This is a genomic window from Streptomyces sp. NPDC045431 (assembly GCF_040646655.1).
Classification (GTDB): Bacteria; Actinomycetota; Actinomycetes; order Streptomycetales; family Streptomycetaceae; genus Streptomyces.
The window spans coordinates 269,459-289,855 of record NZ_JBEZAQ010000003.1; the positions used below are offsets into that span (position 1 = coordinate 269,459).

17 protein-coding genes are annotated in these 20,397 nt (G+C 74.0%); 9 read left to right on the forward strand and 8 right to left on the reverse strand.

Going from position 1 to position 20,397, the window contains the following annotated elements; translation table 11 throughout:
* Positions 1-101 precede the first annotated feature (101 nt).
* Positions 102-1,064 carry an ATP-binding cassette domain-containing protein gene (locus AB0A69_RS09805; RefSeq protein WP_361417657.1) on the forward strand — a complete coding sequence of 321 codons (963 nt, stop codon included), beginning with the start codon at positions 102-104 and terminating at the stop codon, positions 1,062-1,064.
* Positions 1,061-1,894: an ABC transporter permease gene (locus AB0A69_RS09810; protein WP_361417660.1), complete on the forward strand. Its 834-nt coding sequence runs from the start codon at positions 1,061-1,063 to the stop codon at positions 1,892-1,894. Before AB0A69_RS09805 ends, AB0A69_RS09810 begins: the two co-directional genes overlap by 4 nt.
* Positions 1,895-1,972: 78 nt before the next feature.
* Here the strand turns inward: AB0A69_RS09810 and AB0A69_RS09815 are convergent, their stop codons facing one another.
* From AB0A69_RS09815 to AB0A69_RS09850, 8 genes are all read right to left on the reverse strand, one after another.
* Positions 1,973-2,641 (reverse strand): DUF4360 domain-containing protein, encoded by a 669-nt coding sequence (locus AB0A69_RS09815; RefSeq protein WP_361417662.1) that lies wholly within the window; start codon positions 2,639-2,641, stop codon positions 1,973-1,975.
* A gap of 180 nt (positions 2,642-2,821) precedes the next feature.
* Entirely contained in the window at positions 2,822-3,940 is a 1,119-nt protein-coding gene (gene serC, locus AB0A69_RS09820) for a phosphoserine transaminase (protein WP_361417665.1), read from the reverse strand.
* Between the two features lie 91 nt (positions 3,941-4,031).
* Entirely contained in the window at positions 4,032-5,270 is a 1,239-nt protein-coding gene (locus tag AB0A69_RS09825) for a cytochrome P450 (RefSeq protein ID WP_361417668.1), read from the reverse strand.
* On the reverse strand, positions 5,267-6,502 hold the full coding sequence (locus AB0A69_RS09830; RefSeq protein ID WP_361417671.1) for a cytochrome P450: 1,236 nt from the start codon (positions 6,500-6,502) through the stop codon (positions 5,267-5,269). Before AB0A69_RS09830 ends, AB0A69_RS09825 begins: the two co-directional genes overlap by 4 nt.
* Entirely contained in the window at positions 6,499-7,125 is a 627-nt protein-coding gene (locus AB0A69_RS09835) for an ATP/GTP-binding protein (RefSeq protein ID WP_361417675.1), read from the reverse strand. Before AB0A69_RS09835 ends, AB0A69_RS09830 begins: the two co-directional genes overlap by 4 nt.
* Entirely contained in the window at positions 7,106-7,474 is a 369-nt protein-coding gene (locus tag AB0A69_RS09840) for a DUF742 domain-containing protein (protein ID WP_361417678.1), read from the reverse strand. The genes AB0A69_RS09835 and AB0A69_RS09840 overlap by 20 nt, the downstream gene beginning before the upstream one ends.
* The gene (locus AB0A69_RS09845; RefSeq protein WP_361417681.1) at positions 7,471-7,875 is read right to left on the reverse strand and encodes a roadblock/LC7 domain-containing protein; all 405 of its coding nucleotides are present in this window, start codon (positions 7,873-7,875) and stop codon (positions 7,471-7,473) included. Before AB0A69_RS09845 ends, AB0A69_RS09840 begins: the two co-directional genes overlap by 4 nt.
* Positions 7,872-9,140 carry an ATP-binding protein gene (locus AB0A69_RS09850; RefSeq protein ID WP_361417684.1) on the reverse strand — a complete coding sequence of 423 codons (1,269 nt, stop codon included), beginning with the start codon at positions 9,138-9,140 and terminating at the stop codon, positions 7,872-7,874. Before AB0A69_RS09850 ends, AB0A69_RS09845 begins: the two co-directional genes overlap by 4 nt.
* 168 nt (positions 9,141-9,308) lie before the next feature.
* On the opposite strand from AB0A69_RS09850, the gene AB0A69_RS09855 reads away from it, so the two are divergent.
* The 7 genes from AB0A69_RS09855 to AB0A69_RS09885 all read left to right on the forward strand — a co-directional run bounded on the left by AB0A69_RS09855 (position 9,309) and on the right by AB0A69_RS09885 (position 20,390).
* The gene (locus tag AB0A69_RS09855) at positions 9,309-12,140 is read left to right on the forward strand and encodes an FAD-binding and (Fe-S)-binding domain-containing protein (RefSeq protein WP_361417687.1); all 2,832 of its coding nucleotides are present in this window, start codon (positions 9,309-9,311) and stop codon (positions 12,138-12,140) included.
* 118 nt (positions 12,141-12,258) lie between these two features.
* On the forward strand, positions 12,259-13,197 hold the full coding sequence (locus AB0A69_RS09860) for an EamA family transporter (protein ID WP_361417690.1): 939 nt from the start codon (positions 12,259-12,261) through the stop codon (positions 13,195-13,197).
* Positions 13,198-13,300: 103 nt separating this feature from the next.
* Positions 13,301-14,092, forward strand: coding sequence for a TIGR03084 family metal-binding protein (locus tag AB0A69_RS09865; RefSeq protein WP_361417693.1), 792 nt, complete (start codon positions 13,301-13,303; stop codon positions 14,090-14,092).
* A complete protein-coding gene (locus AB0A69_RS09870; RefSeq protein ID WP_361417696.1) occupies positions 14,089-15,765 on the forward strand; it encodes an acyclic terpene utilization AtuA family protein in 1,677 nt (558 codons plus the stop codon). Before AB0A69_RS09865 ends, AB0A69_RS09870 begins: the two co-directional genes overlap by 4 nt.
* Positions 15,762-17,360 (forward strand): carboxyl transferase domain-containing protein, encoded by a 1,599-nt coding sequence (locus tag AB0A69_RS09875; RefSeq protein WP_361417699.1) that lies wholly within the window; start codon positions 15,762-15,764, stop codon positions 17,358-17,360. The genes AB0A69_RS09870 and AB0A69_RS09875 overlap by 4 nt, the downstream gene beginning before the upstream one ends.
* A gap of 7 nt (positions 17,361-17,367) precedes the next feature.
* On the forward strand, positions 17,368-19,260 hold the full coding sequence (locus AB0A69_RS09880; protein ID WP_361417702.1) for a biotin carboxylase N-terminal domain-containing protein: 1,893 nt from the start codon (positions 17,368-17,370) through the stop codon (positions 19,258-19,260).
* Positions 19,257-20,390: an acyl-CoA dehydrogenase family protein gene (locus AB0A69_RS09885; RefSeq protein WP_361417705.1), complete on the forward strand. Its 1,134-nt coding sequence runs from the start codon at positions 19,257-19,259 to the stop codon at positions 20,388-20,390. The genes AB0A69_RS09880 and AB0A69_RS09885 overlap by 4 nt, the downstream gene beginning before the upstream one ends.
* Positions 20,391-20,397 lie beyond the last annotated feature (7 nt).

A 20,397-nucleotide genomic window follows, 5' to 3' on the forward strand; every position in this document is an offset into this window, starting at 1 on the left:
AATTCCCCGCCGGACCCCCGCCCTTCTCGCTCGACAGAAACTGGGTACGGTGTACGCTCGCTTGGGTACGGTGTACTCAGTTTCTCGACGGGGAGGGTGTCATGGACGACTGGGCGGTACGGGCCGAGGGCCTGGAGAAGCGGTACGGGGAGAAGAGGGCACTGGACGGCTTCGACCTCGCCGTCCGCCCCGGCACCGTGCACGGCCTCCTCGGGCCGAACGGTGCGGGCAAGACCACGGCGGTGCGGGTGCTGGCCACCCTGCGCCGCTTCGACGGCGGGCGCGCCGAGGTCGCCGGCGTCGACGTGGGCCGCGACCCCCGGCGCGTACGGAGCCTGATCGGGCTCACCGGCCAGTACGCCGCCGTGGACGAGGTCCTCACGGGCCGGCAGAACCTCGAGATGTTCGGGCGGCTGTTCCACCTGGGCGGACGGCGGGCTCGGCAGCGCGCCGCGGAGCTGCTGGAGCGGTTCGGCCTGACCGAGGCCGCCGACAAGGGCGTGGAGGGCTACAGCGGCGGCATGCGCAGGCGCCTGGACCTGGCGGCCTCCATGATCCTGGCGCCGCGCGTGCTGTTCCTGGACGAGCCGACGACCGGGCTCGACCCGCGCGGGCGCGGCGAGGTGTGGGAGGCGGTGCGCGACCTGGTCGCGGGCGGCACGACCGTCCTGCTGACCACGCAGTACCTGGAGGAGGCCGACCGCCTCGCCTCCCGCGTCACCGTCATCGACCGGGGCCGCGCCATCGCCGACGACACCCCCGAGGCGCTCAAGCGCCAGGTCGGCGGCGACCGCATCGAGGTGGTGGCCGTGGACGCGGCGGACCTGCCGAGGGTCGCCAAGACCGTCGCCCGGGTCTGCGCGGGCGAGCCGCGCGTCGACGACCTGGAGCGGCGGGTCCACGCGCCCGTCGCCGACGGGGTCGCGGCGCTCACCGAGGTGGCGCGGACGCTGCAGGACGAGGCGGTCCGGGTCGAGGACATCGGGCTGCGCAGGCCGAGCCTGGACGACGTGTTCCTGCGCCTGACCGGTCACGCGACCGAGGAGAAGGAGGCGGTGGCATGAGCACGGACACCCTGGAGCCGGTCGCCGGGCGCGGCCGCGCCTACTGGGCGATAGCCGACTGCTGGAACGTCGTACGCCGCCAGCTGACCTACTACCAGCGCAAGCCCGTCCTCATCGCCTGGCAGCTCGGTTTCCCGATCCTGTCCGTCCTGCTGTACGGGTACGTCTTCGGCGGCGCGATGAAGCCGCCGGGCGGTGGCGGGGCCGCGGACTACCGGGACTTCCTGATGCCCGGCATGTTCGTGATGACGATGGCCTTCGGCTTCATCAACACCGCGACGGCCGTGGTCACCGACGCCGACAAGGGCGTCATCGACCGGTTCCGCTCCATGCCCATGGCCCCGTCGGCGGTGGTCACCGGCCGCGGCGTGACGGATCTGATCGTGGCGTGGGCCGAGTTGACCATCCTGGCGACGACGGCGTTCGCCATGGGGTGGCGTTCGGACGGCGGGTTCCTCGGGACGGTGGCCGGCTTCGCGCTGCTGCTGCTCCTGCGCTACTGCCTGACCTGGGTCGGCATCTGGCTCGGGCTGCTGGTGCCCAACCCGGAGGCGGCCGGCGGGCTGTTCGCGGTGGCGTTCCCGCTGACCATGATCTCCAGTGTGTTCGTCCAGCCCGGGACCATGCCCGACTGGCTGGGCACGCTCGCCGCCTGGAACCCGATCTCCTCGACGGCGGCGGCCACGCGGGAGCTGTTCGGCAACCCGGTGGGCGGCGACGGCAGCTGGATCCAGGAGAACGCCGTGCTGATGGCGGTGGTGTGGCCGCTGGTGATCACGGCCGTCTTCCTGCCGCTGGCGGTGCGCCGGTTCCAGCGGCTCTCGCGGTGACGAGGGGGCGGGCCCGCGGAGGGGGCGCGGGCCCGCCCGGCCGGTGGGCGGTCTACCGGGGGGTTTACCCGAGGCGGTTTACCTCGGGCACTGCTTCCACGCCAGGTGGTAGACCGTCTTGATGTCGCCGTCCGTGGAGTCCATGGCGATGAAGCTGTTGGTCTTCGTCGGGTCCGAGGTGCCCGCGCTGACCCGCAGTTCGGTGTTGATGTTGAAGTTCCGCTTCTCGCCGCAGGGCGCCCAGACCAGCTGCGCCCAGTCGGTGGAGTCCGTCGCCTGCCAGTTGTCGGCGTACGGGCCCTTGTACGGGTGGGACTTGGCGACCGTGCTGGGCGAACCCTGGAAGTAGTACGACGCCTTCTGGACCGCCGAGGCGCCCGCCGCGAGGCTGGCGTAGCCGCGGTAGTCGGCGCTGGCGACGGCGTAGGTGAAGCCCTGCGGGACGTGGACGACCAGGTTCAGCTGGCAGTTCTTGCGGAAGTCGGTCGGCTCGGCGCCCACGCCCACCTGGGCGAGGTAGTCGCTGTACGTGACGGTGAAGGCGGTGTTGTCGGGTGAGACGGCGACGGCGGCGGTGCCGAGCGGGCAGCCGGAGCCGTTGACGGTCGCGATCTCGATGACGATCTTGTCGGGCGGGGCGACGATGGCCCGCGTCGTGGCGGCGGAGGCGCCGGGGGAGACGGCTACGGACGCCAGTAAGGCCGCGGCCGCGCTGCCGACGGCGGTCGCTCGTGCTGCTCTGGACATGGTTCTCCGATCGGTTGCCTTCGGTCGAAGTGGGGGGTCCAACCGTGGATGGTGTGCGCATGCCAATCTGCGCGTTACGGATGGTAAGGACGGGCAACCGGAGCCGATAGAGCGGTTATCGGCCGCATGCGGAAGGGCCCGGCGCCTTCCCGCGCCGGGCCCTCACACGTATGCGTACCGTCAGAGCTTCTCGATGACGTAGTCGATGCACTTCGTCAGCGCCTCGACGTCCGACGGCTCGACGGCCGGGAACATCGCGATGCGCAGCTGGTTGCGGCCCAGCTTCCGGTACGGCTCGGTGTCCACGATGCCGTTGGCGCGCAGCGCCTTGGCGACCGCCGCCGCGTCGACCTCGTCCGAGAAGTCGATGGTGCCGATGACCTGCGAGCGCTTCGCCGGGTCGGAGACGAACGGAGCCGCGTACTTGGACTCCTCCGCCCAGCCGTAGAGCGTGCGCGAGGAGTCGGCGGTGCGGCGCACCGACCAGTCCAGGCCGCCCTGGCCGTTGATCCACTTCAGCTGCTCGTTGAGCAGGAAGAGGGTGGAGAGGGCCGGGGTGTTGTACGTCTGGTTCTTCAGCGAGTTGTCGATCGCGGTCGGCAGCGAGAAGAACTCCGGGACGTGACGGCCCGACGCGTGCACCCGCTGCGCGCGCTCCAGCGCCGCCGGGGAGAACACGCCGATCCACAGGCCGCCGTCGGAGGCGAAGGACTTCTGCGGCGCGAAGTAGTAGACGTCCGACTCGGTGATGTCGACCGGCAGGCCGCCCGCGCCGGAGGTCGCGTCGACGAGGACCAGCGCGCCCTCGTCGGCACCCTGGACGCGCTTGATCGGGGCGGCGACACCGGTGGAGGTCTCGTTGTGCGTGAACGCGTACACGTCGACGCCCGCCTCGGCCCGCGGCTCGGGGTGCGTACCCGGGTCGGAGGAGATCACGGTCGGCTCCTCCAGCCACGGCGCCAGCTTGGCCGCCTTCGCGAACTTGGAGGAGAACTCGCCGAAGGAGAGGTGCTGCGACTTCGACTCGATGAGCCCGTGGGTCGCGATGTCCCAGAAGGCGGTGGAGCCGCCGTTGCCCAGGATCACCTCGTACCCGTCGGGGAGCGAGAAGAGCGCGCGTACGCCTTCGCGGACTTCGCCGACCAGGTTCTTGACCGGGGCCTGACGGTGCGACGTACCGAGGAGGGACGTGCCGGTGGCGGCCAGGGCGTCCAGCGCCTCCGTACGCACCTTGGAGGGGCCCGCGCCGAAACGGCCGTCGGCGGGCTTGATGTCGGTGGGAATCTGGATCTCAGCCACGGCCGGAGCCTAACCGCTGACGGACACGGCGGAACGCCGTGTCCGTCGGGTGAGACACGAAAATGAGACGGGCGGACGGGCGGCCGGGGGTTCAGGCCAGCCGCACCGGCAGCTCGAAGAGGTCGTTCTGCGTGAGCACCGGCTTGTTGCGCAGGTCCGACGCCGGCACGGCGAGCGTCAGCCCCGGGAAGCGCTCGTACAGGGCGGGCAGCGCCACCCCCGCCTCCAGCCGGGACAGGGCGGCGCCGGGGCAGACGTGCGGGCCGTGCCCGAAGGAGATGTGCCGGATGGGGGAGCGGGTGACGTCGAAGACGCCCGCCGTGGGGCCGTGCTGCCGCTCGTCGCGTCCGATGGCCCCGTACGACACGATCAGCGCCTCGCCGGCGGGCAGGACGCGGCCGCCGACCTCGACGTCCTCCGTCGCGAACCGGATCAGGACGTGCGAGGTGGGGGTGGAGAAGCGCAGCGTCTCCTCGATGACGGCGTCCCAGCCGACCTGACCGGAACGGACCAGTTCCCGCTGCTCCGGGTGGGTGGAGAGGTTCACCACGGCGTTGACGATGAGGGAGATCGTCGTCTCGTGGCCGGCCGCCACCATCAGCTGGAGCGTGGAGACGATCTCCTCGTCGTCAAGGTGGTCGCCGTCCTCCGAGGCGGCGATCAGCGCGCTGGTGAGGTCGTCGCCCGGCTCGGCGCGGCGCGCGGCCACCACCTTCGCCATCATCCCGGCCAGCTCGCCGAGTGTCGCCAGGACCTCCTCCGGCGGCGTCTGCGTCGAGAAAAACTTCTCGAAGAGGACCTTCAGCCGCGGGTGGTCCGCCGGATCGATGCCCATCAGATCGCTGATGACGTACATGGGCAGCGGGTACGCGAACGCCGCCTTGAGGTCCACCGTGCCGCCCGGGTCGCCCGCGGCGATCCGGTCCAGCTCGTCCAGCAGGCCGTTCGTCAGCTCGGTGATCCGCTCTCGCATCCGCTCCACGCGGCGCGGCGTGAGCGCCTGCGCCACCAGGGCACGCAGCCGCCGGTGGTCCTCGCCGTCCACGGTGAGCATCGAACGGCCGGGGTTGGCCAGCCCGATCAGCGGCCAGTCCGGCGGTATCTCGCCGCGCCGCCAGGCGCCCCACACGTTGATGTCCTTGACGAGCCGCTTGTCGGTGAGGAGCTCGCGCGCCTCGGCGTGGTGCGTGACCGCCCACACGGGCACATCGCCCGGCAGGACGACGCGGGCCAGCGGACCGGCGGCGCGCAGCCGGGCGCTCTCGCCGTCGAGGTCGGTGACGAACGGGTCGAGGGGGATGGGTTCGGCGACGGTCGGTTCGGCGGTCATGCGGTGCCTCCGAGGGCGGGGGTCGGGGTGAAGGTCACGGGCAGCTCGGTCAGGCCGCGCAGCCAGGGCGAGGGGCGCCGGGTCAGCGACTGCGCCGGTACGGCGAGGTCGAGGTCGGGCAGCCGGTCCAGCAGCACCTCGATCGCGGTACGGGCGATGACCTCGGCGATCTCCTGCGCCGGGAAGGGGCAGCGGTGCTCGCCGTGCCCGAAGGAGAAGTGCGCGGCGTTGCCGCCGGTGAGGGCGGAGTTGTCGATGTGCACCTGGGGGTCGGAGTTCGCAGCGGCCAGGCCCAGCAGCACCAGGTCCCCGGCCTTGATGTCGCGGCCGCCCAGGCGGGTGTCGCGGGAGGCCCACCGTCCGGCGACGTTCTGCGTCGGGGTGTCGGCCCACAGCACTTCGTTCATGGCCTCGGCGACGCTGTGCCGGCCGCCGGAGAGCGAGGCCGCGAACCGGTCGTCGGTCAGCATCAGGCGCAGCGAGTTGCCGATCCAGTCGGCGGTCGGCTGGTGCCCGGCCGCCATCATCACCATCAGGTCCTGCGCCATCTCCTCGGCCGTGAAGCCGGACGGGTCGGCCAGCATGCGCGACGCCACGTCGTCGCCGGGCGCCTCCCGCTTGGCGGCCAGCAGCGCGGACATCGCCCTGGCCAGGTGGCGCTGGCCCGCCAGGGCCCGCTCGCGGCCGTCGATCATGTCGTTGAGCGCGGTGACGAGACCGGGGCCCTGGTCGTCGGGCACGCCGTAGATCTTCACCAGGACGCGTACGGGCAGCAGCATGGCGTACCGGCCGATGAGCTCGGTCTCGCCCTTGCCGCAGAACGCGTCGATGAGGCCGTCGGCGTACTCCTCGGCGTACCGGCGCAGGGTGAAGGGGTCGACGGACTCCAGCGCGTGGCCGACCATCGCGGCGCGCTGCCGGTGGCGCTCGCCGACGGTGTAGAGGATGGACGGCTGGTCCCGGCCGATCATGGGTAGCAGGGGCCAGTCGGCGGGGACGCGGTCCCACTGGTTCCACAGGGCCGAGTCGCGGCTGAAGAGGACCGGGTCGCCGGTGACGCGGTGCAGCTCGCGGTAGTCGAGCACCAGCCAGGCCGGGATGTCGCCGTCGAGGAGGACCGGGGCGACGGCGCCGTGGTCGCGCCGCAGCTCGCGGTAGAGGCGGGCGGGGTCGGTCTGGAAGCGGGGCCCGGAGAGCGGAACCGGGGCGGGTGCGGGGGCGGGTGCGGTCATGGTCTGGATTCCCGGTGCAGGCTGCGGAGGTGCTCGACGAGGTTGATCAGGACGTACTTGCTGGAGGACCGGTCGCGGGCGTCGCACTCCACCAGCGGTACGTGGTCGGCGAGATCGAGCGCCTCGCGGATCTGCGCCTCGGTGTGGACGGGGCCGCCGAAGTCGTTGCAGGCGACGATGAACGGGGTGCCGTGGTGCTCCAGGCGGTCGATCGCGTACCAGGAGTCGGCGACGCGGCGGGTGTCGACCAGGACGACCGCGCCGAGGGTGCCGGAGAAGAGGCGGTCCCACAGGAACCAGAAGCGCTCCTGACCGGGGGCGCCGAAGAGGTACAGGACGTTGCGGGCGTCGAGCGTGATGCGGCCGAAGTCGAACGCGACGGTGGTGGACCGCTTGGTGCCGACCGCGGTGACGTCGTCGACGGGCTCGCCCGCGCGGGTCATCGTCTCCTCGGTGTCGAGGGGCCGGATCTCGCTGACGGAGCGGACGAGGGTGGTCTTGCCGACACCGAGACCGCCGACGATGACGATCTTCAGACCGTTGTCGGCGGTGCTGGAGAGCGGTGCCCGTGGTGAGGCGTCGGGGGAAGCGTCGGCGGCGGCGTCAGAGGCTGCGTAGTCCAACGAGCACCTGCTCCAGGATGTCGGGGTCGGGGAGGACGTACGCGGACGGGTTCGTCGGCGTACGGGGGTGGCGGGCGCTGATCCGCCCCGTACCGAGCAGGTCGGCGAGGAGGATGCGGACGATGCTCACCGGCAGGCCCAGTTCGGCGGCGACCTCGACGACCGCCGTGGGGCGGCGGCACATGCGCAGGATGGCGGCGTGCTCGGACTGCATGCCGGGCACCGGGTCGGACTCGGCGACGACGAGGGTGACCAGGTCGAACGGCGAGTCCGGCCCGGAGCGGGCGCGGCCTCCGGTGAGGGTGTACAGCCGGTCCGGCGACTCGTCCCGGTGGCCGCCCGGACTCACGGGGTGCGGGGCTCGGCGCGCAGGTGCTCGCCGAGCTGCTCGACCAGTTCGCTCATGGCGTGCCCCACCAGGCCGACGTCGGCGTCCTCGGCGGCGACCACCGCGAGGTGTGCGCCCTCGCCCGCCTCGACGATGAGCAGGACGCCGCCGTGGAACTCCGCCATCGCGGACCGTACGCCGCCGCTCCCGTCGCCGAACTCGACGGAGGCGCCGTGCGAGAGGGACTGGATGCCGGCGGCGATGGCGGCCAGCTGGTCGGCCCGGTCGACGGAGAGCTCGGGGGTACGGCACAACTTGAGGCCGTCGCGGGACAGGACGAGGGCGTGGCGTGCGCCGGGGGTGCGCTCGAGGAGGCCCTCCAGCAGCCAGTTGAGCTTCTCGTCGGTGGTGGCAGTGGTCATTCGGGGGTGCCTTCCGTGGTCGTGCGTACCGCTTGGCGGAAGCTGTGGAAGCGGGTGGCGGCGGTCGCGTCGACCGGCCGGGTGGTGGCGGCCGGCCCGGCGGGTTCGGCGGGTTCGGTGGCCGTCGGCGTGCGGTGCGCGGCGGGTTCGGTGGCCGTCGGCGTGCGGTGCGCGGCGGCGAGGGTACGGCCGCGGCGGCGCTTGGGCAGGCCGCTCTCGCCGAGTTCGGGGGCGGCGGGCTCGGCCGGGGTCTCCGGCTTCGGCGTCGGCGTCGGCTCCGGCTCCGGCTTCGGCTCCGCCTTCGCCTTCGCCTCCGGGACGCGTACGCGCGTGATCAGTTCCTGCGGAACCGTCACCACCACGCCGGTGCCGCCGCGCGCGGACGGCCGGAAGGAGACCGTCAGGCCGTGCTTGCGGGCGAGCCGGCCGACGACCGCGAGGCCGAGCCTCGTCCCGGACAGGGCGGTCAGGTCGGTGGGGTCCGTGGCGTGGTCCGCGCTGACGGCACGCTCGGCGCGGCGCAGCTGTGCCTCGCTCATCACCAGGCCGCTGTCCTCGACGGAGACGACGAGGCCGGTGGCGACCTCCTCGACGTACACGTGCACTTCGGCGGTGGGCGGCGAGAAGGTGGCGGCGTTGTCGAGGAGCTCGGCGAGGGCGTGCATCACGCCCTCGGCGGCGTGGCCGGCGATCGCCGCGTCCGTGGTGGAGTGCAGCCGTACGCGCTGGTAGCCGCCGATACGGCCCATGGCGCCGCGCAGGATGGACTCCATGACGATCGGCTTCGCCCAGCGGCGGCCCGAACGGGCGCCGGTGAGGACGGCCACGGAGTCGGCGAGGCGCCCGGCCTGCGCGGTGCGGTGGTCCAGGTGGAGGAGGTCGGCGAGGACGTCCTCGTCGGTGTGCCGGTGCTCCATCTCGCGCAGGTCGGCCAGCATGCTCGTGGCGAGGGCCTGCATGCGCCCGGCGGCGTTGGCGCAGGCGGCCACGGCGGCGGCCCGGTTCCGCTCGCTGCGCCGGGCCTCCGCGCGGGCCCGCTCCGTTTCCCGCCGGGCCTGCTCGGCGGCTTCGCGGGCGCCTTCCGCCTCCTCGCGGGCGCGTTCCACGGCCTCGCGGGCGCGGGCGGCCTCGGCGGCGAGCGCCGCGTTGTCCGTACGCAGCCGGCGGGTGGTGCCGAGGGCGTACGCGGCCGTCGTCAGCACGGCGGCCGCGGCCGGGCCCCACACCAGCGGAGCCCGTACGGAGCGGAGGGGGGAAAGGCGCACGTCGTCAGTCCTCGGGGCGGGGGCGGGATCCGGGGTGCCGGGGGTGCGGCAAATTTCTGGCCACTATAGGAGAGTTGACGATCAGTTGGGAAAGGTCGGATGAGGATTTCTTTCATGACTCATACGCTTGATGATCGCGCCCCTGCGGACGCGGGGGGATCCTGACCCATGACCGACCGGCACACCCGCCAAGCCGCGGCCGAGGTCGCGCGGGCGCTGCGCGCCGCCCTGCGCGGGGACGTGGACTTCGGGGCCGCGGCCCGCGCGCTGCACACCATGGACGCGTCCAACTACCGCCGCGTCCCCGTCGGGGTCGTCGCACCGCGCGACGCGGCGGACGTGGCCGCCGCGCTGGAGGTGTGCCGGGCGCACGGCGTGCCCGTCGTCCCGCGCGGTGCCGGGACGTCGATCGCGGGGCAGGCCACCGGGACCGGAGTGGTGCTGGACTTCACCCGGCACATGCGCTCCGTCCTCGCGGTGGACCCCGAGGCGCGCACGGCGGTGGTCCAGCCGGGCGTGGTCCTCGACGACCTGCGCGCGGCGGTCCGCCCGTACGGCCTGACCTTCGGCCCCGACCCCTCGACGCACAGCCGCTGCACCCTCGGCGGGATGATCGGCAACAACGCCTGCGGCTCCCACTCGGTGGCCTGGGGCACCACCGCCGACAACGTCCGCGCGCTGTCGGTCGTGACGTACGGCGGCGGCCCCGAACGGCGCCTGGGGCGCGGCTGGGACGGCGCGCCGGACGGGCTGGCGGAGCTGGTCGGCGGGCACCTGGCGGCCATCCGTACGGGCTTCCCGCCCGGGATGCCGCGCCGCATCTCCGGTTACGCCCTCGACGCCCTCCTCCCCGAGCGCGGCACCGACCTCGCCCGCGCCTTCTGCGGCAGCGAGGGCACCCTCGGGGTGGTGACCGAGGCGACCGTACGGCTGGTCGAGTCGCCGCCCGCGCGGGCGCTGGCCGTCCTCGGGTACGCCGACGAGAGCGCCGCCGCCGAAGCGGCGTCCGGACTGCTGCCGCACGGGCCGCTCACCGTCGAGGGCATGGCGGAGGACCTGGTCCGGGACCCGGCCGCGCGCGGAGCGCTGCCCCGGGGCGGCGCCTGGCTCTTCGTGGAGACGGGCGGCGCGACCCCGGCGGAGGCGTGGGCGCACGCCGAGGCGCTGGTGCGCGCCGCCGACGCCGTGGACGCCACCGTGGTCACCGACCCGGCCGCGCAGCGCGCCCTGTGGCGGGTGCGCGAGGACGCCGCCGGGACCGCCACCCGGACCACCGACGGCACCGAGGCGTGGCCCGGCTGGGAGGACTGCGCCGTCCCGCCCGCGCGCCTCGGCCCGTACCTGCGCGACTTCCGCGCGCTGCTCGCCGGCCACGGGCTGCGCGGCACGCCGTTCGGCCACTTCGGCGAGGGCTGCGTGCACGTCCGCATCGACTTCGACCTGGTGTCGGCGGAGGGCGTGCGGCGCTTCCGGCGGTTCTCGGAGGAGCTCGCCGACCTCGTCGTCGCCCACGGCGGGTCCCTCTCCGGCGAGCACGGCGACGGACAGGCGCGCGCGGAGCTGCTGCCGAAGATGTACGGGGACGAACTGGTCGGCCTCTTCGGCCGGTTCAAGGACCTGTGGGACCCGGACGGCGGCATGAACCCGGGCATGCTCGCCCGGCCTGCCCGCCTCGACGAGAACCTCCGCTTCGACGTCCTGCCGCGCGAGCCCGTGGACGTGGCCTTCGGCTACCCGCATGACGGCGGGGACTTCGCCACCGCCGTGCGCCGCTGCGTGGGCGTCGCCAAGTGCCGGGTGGCGGGGCCGAACCAGGGCGCGGGCGTGATGTGCCCCTCCTTCCGCGCGACCGGCGAGGAGCAGCACTCGACGCGCGGGCGCGCCCGGCTGCTGCACGAGATGCTGGCGGGCGAGGTGGTGCGCGACGGCTGGCGGTCGGCGGAGGTGCGCGAGGCGCTCGACCTGTGCCTGTCGTGCAAGGGCTGCCGGAGCGACTGCCCGGTGGGCGTCGACATGGCGACGTACAAGGCGGAGTTCCTGCACCACCACTACGCGGGACGGCTCCGCCCCGCCGCGCACTACGCGATGGGCGGGCTGCCGCAGTGGCTCCGCCTCGCCGCGCCCTTCGCCCGGGTCCTCAACGCCACCGCCCGGGTGCGGCCGCTGGCGGCGCTGGCCAAGCGGATGGCGGGCGTCGCGCCGGAGCGTGACCTCCCGCGGCTGGCGCCCCGGACCTTCCGCGCCTGGTTCGCGCGCCACGGCGACGCCACGGCCGGTGACCTGCTCCTCTGGCCGGACACCTTCACGGACCACCTCTCGCCGTCCGTGGGCCGCGCGGCCGTCGCGGTCCTGGAGGCGGCGGGGCTGCGCCCGGCGCTCCCGCCCGGCCGGGTGTGCTGCGGCCTGACGTACGTCTCCACGGGCCGGCTCGACCGGGCCCGTACGGTGATGCGCCGCACCCTCGACAGCATGGAGCCCGTCCTGGGCAGCCCCGTGGTCGTCCTCGAACCGAGCTGCGCCGCCGCCCTGCGGACCGACCTGCCGGAGCTGCTCCCCGACGACCCGCGCGCCCGCCGCCTGGCCGACTCCGTACGCACCTTCGCCCAGGCCCTGGAGGAGCTCGCGCCCGACTGGCGGCCCCCGCGCCTGGACCGCCCGGTCACCGGCCAGACCCACTGCCACCAGCACGCGGTCCTCGGCGACGCCGCCGAACGCCGCCTGCGCGAGCGCGCGGGCCTGACCGGCGACCTGGTGGGCGGCTGCTGCGGCCTCGCCGGTAACTTCGGCTTCGAGCGCGGCCACTACGCCGTCTCCGTCGCCTGCGCCGAGGACCAGCTCCTCCCCGCCCTCCGCGCCGCCGCCCCCGGCACCGAGCTCCTCGCGGACGGCTTCTCCTGCCGCACCCAGCTGGACCAGCTGGCGGGGCGGCGGGGGCGGCACCTGGCGGAGGTGCTGGCGGAGGGGCTGACGGAGGTGAGGGCGGCGGGGCTCGGGAGCTGAGGCCGCCGCCCACGACGCTTACGGTGGAAAAGGGAGGGCTCATCTTTTGGTGCAGTGTGTTTGACTGGGGGTGCACCCTGATGCACTTGTCGAAGAGAAAGAAGTCGAGGTTCTCCCGGTGAACGACACCGCACGCCCGGACGTGGCGGTCGCCGACGCGTCCGCCGTCGCGCTCCCCGAGGTCTCCGCCGCGCACCCCGAAGGGGGGTCCGGGAGGCGCGGCGCGCTCGGGCCGGTCGCGTTGGTGGTGGCCGGTGGGCTGTCCGTGCAGTTCGGGGCGGCCGTCGCCGTGCTGCTCATGCCGCGGGCCGGGGCGATCGGGGTCGTCACGCTGCGGCTGCTGCTCTCCGCCGTCGTGCTGCTGCTCGTCTGCCGGCCCCGGCTGCGCGGGTACCGGCGCGCCGACTGGGGCACGGTCGTCGCCTTCGGCGCCGCCATGGCCGCGATGAACGTCCTCTTCTACCTGTCCATCGACCGCATCCCGCTCGGCGCCGCCGTCACCCTGGAGGTGCTCGGGCCGCTCGTGCTGTCGGTGGTCGCCTCGCGGCGGCTGGTGAACGTCGTGTGGGCCGGGCTCGCGCTGGCCGGGGTGGTCCTGCTGAGCGGGGGCGGCTTCGACCGGCTGGACCCGCTGGGCGCGGTGTTCGCGCTGGCGGCGGGCGCCATGTGGGCCGCGTACATCCTCTTCAGCGCGCGCACCGGGCGGCGCTTCCCGCAGGCCGACGGGCTGGCGCTGGCCATGGCCGTGGGGGCGGTGCTGACGCTGCCGCTGGGCATCGCCGAGGCCGGGAGCAAGCTCCTTGTGCCGTCGACCATCGGCCTGGGCCTCGCCGTCGCGCTGATGTCGTCCGTCCTGCCGTACACCCTCGAACTGCTGGCGCTGCGCCGCCTGCCCGCGCCGACCTTCGCGATCCTGATGAGCCTGGAGCCGGCGATCGCCGCCACCGCCGGGTTCCTGGTGCTGAGCCAGGCGATGTCGCTCGTCGACGCGCTGGCCATCGCGCTCGTCATCGCGGCGAGCATCGGGTCGGTCCGCTCGCGGGCGGCGAAGAAGTAGCGCGAGAAAGTAAAGCAAGCACGCTTGCTTGTTTCTCCGGGCGCTGTCATGCTCCGGGGCACGCACCGCGTTTTCCGTGCCCGTGTCCCGGAGGGAGCGCCCCGTGTCCCACGCCTTGCTGGACGACCTGCGTGACGAGAGCGAGGAGCTCGACCGGCTGGTCGCGCCCCTGGAACCGGACCGGTGGGCAGCGCCCACCCCCGCGCCCCGCTGGACCATCGCCCACCAGATCGCCCACCTCGCGTGGACCGACGCCGCGGCGCTGCTCGCCGTCACCGCCCCGGAGGCCTTCGCGGCGCACACCGCCGAGGCGGCGAAGGCGCCCGACACCTTCGTCGACCAGGGGGCGGAGGAGGGGGCGGCCGGGCCCCCGCACGAGCTGCTGGCCCGCTGGCGCGAGGGGCGCGAGCGCCTCCAGCACGCCCTGCGCGCCGCGCCCCCCGGCGCCCGCTTCCCCTGGTACGGGCCGCCCATGAGCGCCGGGTCCATGGCCACCGCCCGCCTGATGGAGACCTGGGCGCACGGCCAGGACGTCGCCGACGCCCTCGGAGCCGTACGGGAACCGACCGCGCGCCTCCGGCACGTCGCCTGGATCGGCGTGCGCGCCCGGGACTACGCCTACGCCGTCCGCGGCCTGACCCCGCCCGCCGGGCCCTTCCGGGTGGAGCTCACCGCACCGGACGGCACGGAGCTGTGGACGTACGGGCCCGAGGACGCCGGCCAGCGTGTGACCGGGCCCGCCCTGGACTTCTGCCTGCTGGTCACCCAGCGGGCCCACCGCGACGACGTGGCCGTACGAGCCGAGGGCGCCGAGGCCGACCGCTGGCTCGACATCGCGCAGGCCTTCGCCGGACCGGCGGGACCCGGCCGCGCCGCCAAGGGAGCCTCCCAGTGAGCGTGCTGCGGATCGGCAACGCCTCCGGCTTCTACGGCGACCGCTTCGACGCCGTACGCGAGATGCTCACCGGCGGCGAGCTGGACGTCCTCACCGGCGACTACCTCGCCGAGCTGACCATGCTCATCCTCGCCCGCGACCGCATGAAGGACCCGGCGCTCGGATACGCCAAGACCTTCCTGCGCCAGATGGAGGAGGGCCTCGGCCTCGCCCACGAGCGCGGCGTGAAGATCGTGACCAACGCCGGCGGCCTCAACCCGGCGTCCCTCGCCGACGCCCTGCGCGCCCTCGCCGCCCGGCTCGGCCTGCCCGGGGTGCGGGTCGCGCACGTCGAGGGCGACCGGCTGCCCGCGCCGCGCGACGGCGTCCTCGCGGCGCACGCGTACCTCGGCGGGGGCGGCATCGCCGCCTGCCTGCGCGGCGGCGCGGACGTCGTCGTGACCGGCCGGGTCACGGACGCGGCGCTTGTCAGCGGACCCGCCGCCTGGTGGTTCGGCTGGGGCCCCGAGGACTACGACCGGCTCGCGGGCGCGGTGATCGCCGGGCACGTCCTGGAGTGCGGGACCCAGGCGACGGGCGGCAACTACGCCTTCTTCGCCCACCATGACGTACGGCACCCCGGGTTCCCCCTCGCCGAGCTCCACGAGGACGGCACCGCCGTCATCACCAAGCACGACGGCACGGGCGGCTTCGTGGACGTCGGCACCGTCACCGCGCAGCTGCTCTACGAGACGGCGGGCGCCCGGTACGCGGGCCCCGACGTGACGGCCCGGCTGGACACCGCGCACCTCGCGCCGGACGGACCGGACCGGGTCCGGATCTCCGGCGTACGGGGCGAGCCGCCGCCTCCGGCGCTCAAGGTCGGACTGAACCGGCTCGGCGGCTGGCGCAACGAGGTCGTGTTCGTGCTCACGGGCCTCGACATCGAGGCCAAGGCCCGGCTCGTGCGCGCCCAGGTCGAGGACGCGCTCCCCGTGAAACCGGCCGAGGTGCGCTGGGAGCTGGCCCGGACCGACCGGGAGGACGCCGACACCGAGGAGACGGCCAGCGCCCTGCTGCGGCTCGTCGTCCGCGACCGCGACCCCGACGTCGTGGGACGGGCGGTCAGCGGCGCGGCGGTCGAGCTGGCGCTCGGCAGCTACCCCGGCTTCCACGTGACCGCGCCCCCCGGCAAGGGCACCCCGTACGGCGTCTTCGAGGCGGAGTACGTCGACGCGGGCACGGTCCCGCACACCGCCGTGCTGCCGGACGGGCACCACGAGGTCGTCCCGGCCCCCGTACGCACCCATCCCCTGGAGCCCGTCCCGGAACCGCCCCTCCCCGAGCCCCTGCCGCCCGGGCCCGTACGGCGCGCGCCGCTCGGGCTGGTCGCCGGGGCCCGCAGCGGCGACAAGGGCGGCGACGCCAACGTGGGCGTCTGGGCGCCGACGGACGAGGCGTGGCGCTGGCTCGCCCACGAGCTGACCGCCGACCGGTTCCGCGACCTGATCCCGGAGGCACGCGACCTACCCGTCGTACGGCACGTCCTGCCGAACCTGCGCGCGCTGAACTTCGTCGTCACCGGCCTGCTGGGCGAGGGCGTCGCCGCCCAGGCCCGCTTCGACCCCCAGGCCAAGGGCCTCGGCGAATGGCTGCGCGCCCGCCACCTCGACATCCCGGAGGCCCTGCTGTGACCGTGCTCCCCTCGCGCCTGGACACCGCCGGGCCCGACTACGCTGCGCACCGCGAGGCCATGCTCGCCAAGCTGGCCGAACTCGACGCCGAGCACGCCAAGGCACTGGCGGGCGGCGGACCCAAGTACGTCGAACGCCACCGCGCGCGGGGCAAGCTGCTCGCCCGCGAGCGGATCGAGCTGCTCCTCGACCCCGGGGCGCCGTTCCTCGAACTGTCGCCGCTCGCCGCCTGGGGCAGCGACCACACCGTCGGCGCGTCGATCGTCACCGGCATCGGCGTCGTCGAGGGCGTCGAGTGCCTGATCACCGCCAACGACCCGACCGTGCGCGGCGGCGCGTCCAACCCCTGGACGCTGAAGAAGGCCCTGCGCGCCAACGAGATCGCGTACGCCAACCGGCTGCCGTGCATCGCGCTCGTCGAGTCCGGCGGCGCCGACCTGCCCTCCCAGAAGGAGATCTTCATCCCGGGCGGGGCGCTCTTCCGGGACATCACGCGCCTGTCCGCCGCCGGGATCCCGACCGTCGCCGTCGTCTTCGGCAACTCGACGGCGGGCGGCGCCTACGTGCCCGGCATGTCCGACCACACCGTCATGATCAAGGAGCGGTCGAAGGTCTTCCTCGGCGGGCCGCCGCTGGTGAAGATGGCCACCGGCGAGGAGAGCGACGACGAGTCCCTCGGCGGCGCCGAGATGCACGCCCGCGTGTCGGGCCTCGCCGACCACTACGCCGTCGACGAGCCGGACGCCCTCCGCCAGGCCCGCCGGATCGTCGCCCGCCTCAACCACCGCAAGGCGCACCCCGATCCCGGCCCGGCCGAGCCGCCGACGTACGACTCGGAGGAGCTCCTCGGCATCGTGCCGGGGGACCTGAAGACCCCCTTCGACCCGCGCGAGGTCATCGCCCGGATCGTCGACGGCTCCGACTTCGACGAGTTCAAGCCGCTGTACGGGCCCTCGCTCACCACCGGCTGGGCCACGCTGCACGGCTATCCGGTCGGCATCCTCGCCAACGCCCAGGGCGTGCTGTTCTCCGCCGAGTCCCAGAAGGCGGCCCAGTTCATCCAGCTGGCCAACCAGCGGGACATCCCGCTGCTGTTCCTGCACAACACCACCGGCTACATGGTCGGCAGGGAGTACGAGCAGGGCGGCATCATCAAGCACGGCGCGATGATGATCAACGCGGTGTCCAACTCGCGCGTCCCGCACCTCTCCGTGCTCATGGGCGCCTCGTACGGCGCCGGGCACTACGGCATGTGCGGCCGCGCCTACGACCCCCGCTTCCTGTTCGCCTGGCCCAGCGCCAAGTCCGCCGTCATGGGCCCGCAGCAGCTCGCCGGCGTCCTGTCGATCGTCGCCCGCGCGTCGGCGGCGGCCAAGGGGCAGCCGTACGACGACGAGGGCGACGCCGCGCTGCGCGCCATGGTGGAGCAGCAGATCGAGGCGGAGTCGCTGCCGCTGTTCCTGTCGGGGCGGCTGTACGACGACGGGGTCATCGACCCGCGCGACACGCGCACCGTCCTCGGCCTGTGCCTGTCGGCGATCCACACCGCCCCGGTCGAAGGCGCGCGCGGCGGCTTCGGCGTCTTCCGGATGTGAGGCCCTGATGATTACTTCCGTCCTTGTGGCGAACCGCGCGGAGATCGCCTGCCGCGTCTTCCGCACCTGCCGCTCGCTCGGCGTCGACACGGTGGCGGTGTACGCGGACCCGGACGCGTCCGCCCTGCACGTACGGGAGGCCGACACGGCCGTACGGCTGCCGGGCGCGGCACCCGCCGACACCTACCTGCGCGGCGACCTGATCGTGAAGGCCGCCCTCGCGGCGGGCGCGGACGCCGTCCACCCCGGGTACGGCTTCCTGTCCGAGAACGCCGACTTCGCGCGTGCGGTGCTGGACGCCGGTCTCACGTGGGTGGGCCCGCCGCCCAAGGCGATCGAGACGATGGCGTCCAAGACGCGCGCGAAGGAGCTGATGGCGGCGGCGGACGTCCCGCTGCTGGACCCCGTCGACCCGGCGACGGCCACCCCCGAGGACCTGCCGCTCCTGCTCAAGGCGGCGGCGGGCGGCGGCGGCCGGGGCATGCGGGTCGTCCGGGACCTGGCCGCGCTCCCCGGCGAGCTGGCGGCGGCCACCGCCGAGGCCCGTTCGGCGTTCGGCGACGGCGAGGTGTTCGCGGAGCCGTACGTCGAGCGGGGCCGCCACGTCGAGGTGCAGATCCTCGCCGACACCCACGGCACCGTGTGGGCGCTCGGCACCCGCGACTGTTCGCTCCAGCGGCGGCACCAGAAGGTCGTCGAGGAGGCCCCGGCGCCGGGCCTGAGCACCGCCCTGCGCGAGACGCTGCACACCTCGGCGGTGGCGGCGGCACGGGCGGTGGGATACGTGGGCGCGGGCACGGTCGAGTTCCTGGTCTCCGGCGACCGGGCGTACTTCCTGGAGATGAACACCCGCCTCCAGGTCGAACACCCCGTCACGGAAGCCGTCTTCGGCCTCGACCTGGTCGCCCTCCAGCTCCGGATCGCGGAGGGCGGAGCGCTTCCGCCCGAACCGCCGACCCCCTCGGGCCACGCGGTGGAGGCCCGCCTCTACGCCGAGGACCCGGCCCGCGCGTGGGCCCCGCAGACGGGCACCTTGCACGCGCTGGACCTCCCGGCGGGTGACGGGCTCCGCGTGGACGCCGGATACGCCGCCGGGGACGCCGTCGGCGTCCACTACGACGCCATGCTGGCCAAGGTGATCGCCCACGCGCCCACCCGGCAGGAGGCGATCCGCAAGCTGGCCCACGCCCTGGCGCGCGCCCGCGTGCACGGGCCCGCCACCAACCGGGAGCTGCTCGTGCGGTCGCTGCGGCACCCGGACTTCGTGGCGGGGCGGCTCGACACCGGGTTCTATGAGCGGCACCTGCCCGGACTCACCGCCCCCGAGCCCGGGGAGGCCGAGGCGGCCGTGGCCGCCGCCCTCGCGGAGGCCGCACGCCACTCCGGGCGCTTCGGCGCCTTCCGCAACGTGCCGTCGCAGCCGCAGACCGCCCGCTACGGCGATCACGAGATCCGCTACCGCCCCACCCGTGACGGCCGGTTCACCGTCGAGTCCCACCCGCACACGCGTGTGGTGGACGTGTCGCCCGACCACGTCCGCCTCGACGTGGCCGGCGTCGTCCGGCGCTTCGAGGTCGCCGCGTACGGCGACGGCACCGTGTATGCGGGGCCGTTCCGGCTCACCGCACCTCCCCGCTTCACCGACCCCGCCGAGCGCGCCGCGCCCGGCTCGCTGCTCGCGCCGATGCCCGGCACCGTCGTCCGGGTCGCCGACGTGGCGCCCGGGGACCGGGTCGAGGCGGGGCAGCCGCTCGTCTGGCTGGAGGCCATGAAGATGGAGCACAGGATCGCCGCTCCCGCCTCCGGCACGCTCACCGCGCTCCACGCCGCCCTCGGCCACCAGGTCGAGGTCGGTGCCCTGCTCGCCGTCGTACAGGACGTACAGGAGGAACAGGCATGACCGGAGTCACCGAGAACGAGGAGCACCAGGCCCTGCGCGCCGCCGTCGCCGCCCTCGGGCGGCGCCACGGGCGCGAGCACGACCGCGAGGCCCTGTGGGCGGAGGCCGGCAAGCTCGGCTACCTCGGGGTGAACCTCCCCGAGGAGTACGGCGGCGGGGGCGGTGGCATGGCCGAGCTGTCCATCGTCCTGGAGGAGCTGGGCGCGGCGGGCTGCCCGCTGCTGATGATGGTGGTGTCCCCGGCGATCTGCGGCACGGTCATCGCCCGCTTCGGCACCGACGAGCAGAAGCGGCGCTGGCTGCCGGGCCTCGCCGACGGCAGCCGCACCATGGCCTTCGGCATCACCGAGCCGGACGCGGGCTCCAACTCCCACCGGATCACCACCACCGCGCGCCGCGACGGCGACGACTGGGTGCTGACCGGCCGCAAGGTGTTCATCTCCGGTGTCGACATCGCCGACGCGACGCTGATCGTGGGCCGCACGGCGGACGCCCGCACGGGCAGCCTGAAGCCGTGCCTGTTCGTCGTCCCGCGCGACACCCCCGGCTTCGGCCGCCACCCCATCGACATGGAACTGCACGCCCACGAGAAGCAGTTCGAGCTGACCCTGGACGACGTACGGCTCCCGGCGGACGCGCTCGTCGGTGACGAGGACGCCGGATTGCTCCAGCTCTTCGCCGGGCTCAACCCCGAGCGCATCATGACGGCCGCCTTCGCCATCGGCATGGGCCGGTATGCGGTCGCGCGGGCCGTCGCGTACGCCAAGGAGCGCCAGGTGTGGAAGTCGCCCATCGGCGCCCACCAGGCCATCGCGCACCCCCTCGCCCAGGTCCACATCGAACTGGAGCTGGCCCGCCTGATGATGCAGCGTGCGGCCCACCTGTACGACGCGGGCGACGACATCGGCGCGGGCGAGGCCGCCAACATGGCCAAGTACGCGGCGGCCGAGGCGTGCGTGCGGGCCGTCGACCAGTCCGTGCACACCCTCGGCGGAAACGGCCTCACACGCGAGTTCGGCCTCGCCTCGCTCATCACCGCCTCACGTGTGGCACGGATAGCCCCCGTCAGCCGGGAAATGATTCTGAACTACGTGTCCCACCAGACGCTCGGACTGCCCAAGTCGTACTGATCACCGA